Source organism: Sphingobacterium olei (assembly GCF_005048855.1).
GTDB classification, from domain to species: Bacteria; Bacteroidota; Bacteroidia; order Sphingobacteriales; family Sphingobacteriaceae; genus Sphingobacterium; species Sphingobacterium olei.
The window spans coordinates 1-2,663 of the sequence record NZ_SUME01000021.1 but is presented as its reverse complement, the minus strand read 5'-3'; the positions used below and the strand labels follow the sequence as shown (position 1 = coordinate 2,663).

The 2,663-nt window shown below is 46.3% G+C and carries 2 protein-coding genes; both read left to right on the top strand.

Annotation, left to right across the window (positions count from 1 at the left end):
* Positions 1–215: 215 nt before the first annotated feature.
* Positions 216–1,757 carry an IS21 family transposase gene (gene istA, locus FAZ15_RS22355; RefSeq protein ID WP_162305045.1) on the top strand — a complete coding sequence of 514 codons (1,542 nt, stop codon included), beginning with the start codon at positions 216–218 and terminating at the stop codon, positions 1,755–1,757.
* 56 nt (positions 1,758–1,813) lie between these two features.
* Positions 1,814–2,563, top strand: coding sequence for an IS21-like element helper ATPase IstB (gene istB, locus FAZ15_RS22350; protein WP_136903586.1), 750 nt, complete (start codon positions 1,814–1,816; stop codon positions 2,561–2,563).
* The last annotated feature ends 100 nt before the right edge of the window (positions 2,564–2,663 follow it).

Here is a 2,663-nt window from a genome sequence, read left to right as displayed (position 1 = left end):
TGTAATCGGTAAATCAGAATACACAACTTTTGGTAATTAAGCGTGCAGCAAAAATGGCAATAATGGTGCAGCGTTTTTGGCAATAAGGAATGCAGCATAATTGGCACTAATAAATACATAGTTCATCTTTTGGGACGCGGTGTCCCAAAAGAAAAAACAAGCTTTGTCACAGCAAAAAGACAAAGTTATTTATGAACTATTATTTAAGTAAACTTATGACCTATCACGAGGTTCACAAAATGTACCGGGAGGGCAGCTCGATCCGTAAGATCTCCGATCATCTGGGCCTGAACTGGCGCACGGTAAAAAAGCTTCTGAGCAAAGATGACCGAAGTTACCAAAAAGAACTGGAAGCCCCCTCTTCCAAGAAAAAGTTACTGGATCCCTACCGTGATTTCGTAAAGGAAAAACTGTCGCTGTATAACGATACCTCAGCGGCCCAGATGTCTGACTGGCTCAAGGAACATTACCCAGACTTCCCTGATGTCAGTCCCAAGACCGTATTCAACTTTGTACAGGGCATCCGCATGGAGTTCAGTATCCCCAAAGAAGCTAACGGCCGCGATTTCCAGATGGTCCCCGAGCTTCCCTATGGTGAGCAGGCGCAGGTTGACTTTGGCTTTTATAACATGACCACTACCCAGAACAGGCAGAAAAAAGTACAGTTCTTTACTTTCATCCTTTCCCGGAGCCGTTATAAGTTTGTGCTGTTCAGTGATGTTCCCTTTACAACAGCCATGGTGATCAGTGCACATGAACAGGCATTCAGCTTCATATCGGGTCTTCCCCGGGAGATTGTCTATGATCAGGACAGATTATTTATGGTATCGGAAAACCTCGGTGACATTGTTCTTACCGCTGAATTTTCCAGCTATGTACGCGACCGCGGCATCAAGCTGCATTTCTGCCGCAGATCCGATCCCCAGAGCAAGGGAAAAGTCGAGAACGTTGTCAAATACGTAAAGCAGAACTTTCTCTACAACAGGCCCTACCGTGATCTGGATACGCTCAACGATGAATGCAGGGCATGGCTTTTCCGCACGGCCAACAATCTACCCCACGGTACAACAAAGCTTGTTCCACAACAGGAGCTGGCCCGCGAACAGTTATTTCTGGAGATGTGGTATGAAATAGCCCCCCGGATCCCGATAAAAAAGCTTTACGCTGTCCATAAAGACAATAAGGTGTCCTATAGGGGTAATTTTTACAGCGTTCCCATCGGTACCTACAACGCCGGAACCGTTAAAGTGCAGCTGATCGAACACGGCGGTAAGCTGCTTGTCTCGGATCTTTCCGGAAAGGAGATCTGCACGCACGACCTCTGTAGCCTTAAAGGAAAAAAGGTCATACTGCGCAGCCATGGCCGGGACATGGAACCCAGAATAGCAGAAACAGTAGACCGCGTCTCTGCCCTGTTCGAAGATCCGGGTAAGGCAAAGCAGTGGATACTGGCCATAAAACTTCACAAAAAGAGGTATATACGGGATCAGTTGCAGATGGTCGAGCGTACTGTAAAGGATAACAGCGCCGCACAGATATCGCGCGCGCTGGATTATGTACATGCCAACAACATCCTGAGCGCTACGGACTTCAAAGCATATCTGGAATACATCCGCTCGGAAAAAAAGCAGGAGCCTGAGCTGGACACCAAGATCATCAGGCTCAACCCTCTGGATGGAAACAGCAGTACACAACTGGATATTGAACCCCAGAAAAGCGATCTGGGTGATTATGAGGTACTTTTCGGAAACAACTAAAACAACCCCCTGTCGCAGCTCCGACAGGGGTACTTATAAATCTTATCAGGCAAACTATGGAAAATCAAAAACAACAGGTAAAACAACTCTGCACCGACTTCAGGCTTTCGGCAATTGCCGCAGACCTTGATGAAATTGTATCTACGGCAGAAACTGAGGGAATAGGCTACCTGGAGCTACTGTCGCGTTTGTTGAAAACGGAACAGCTGCACCGTCAGCAGCGGGATGAAAGCAGGCGGATGAAATCCGCATCACTACCAAGGAACAGCGACTTATCGCTATATGAAGCTAAACGTAATGGACTCACCGACAGACGGCTTGCCGCACTCCGGGAACTCAACTGGATCGACCAGCTCTTCAATCTAGTACTGATGGGCCCCAGTGGTACGGGGAAAACAATGCTTGCGGCAGGCCTTGCAAAAGACGCTGTAAAGGCAGGCTATCATGTATACTTCAGGACAATGGAAGAGATTGTGTCCACCCTGAAAACCAGGGACTTTGTGCGTTCACAGACTGCTGAATATAAAAAGATGCTCCGCGCAAACCTGATCGTGATCGATGATGTAATGCTGTTCCCGCTTGAAAAAAATGTAGCGGTCTCTTTCTTCAACTTCATCAATCAGATCTATGAATCGACTTCCATTATCGTAACCACCAATAAGAAGCCGACAGAATGGGCCAAAATGCTCGAAGATGAGGTTATTGCAACGGCACTTCTAGATCGGATATTATTCCGCTGTGAAGTCATAAATCTAACAGGAGAGAGCTATAGAATGGAGAATAGAAAAACGTTCTTGGACAAGTAAATTTTATAGCATACTTTTGAACTGGATTATGTATTTATTAGTGCCAAAAGTGCTGCACGCCAAGTTGCCAATTATGCTGCATTCTTAATTGCTATTTACA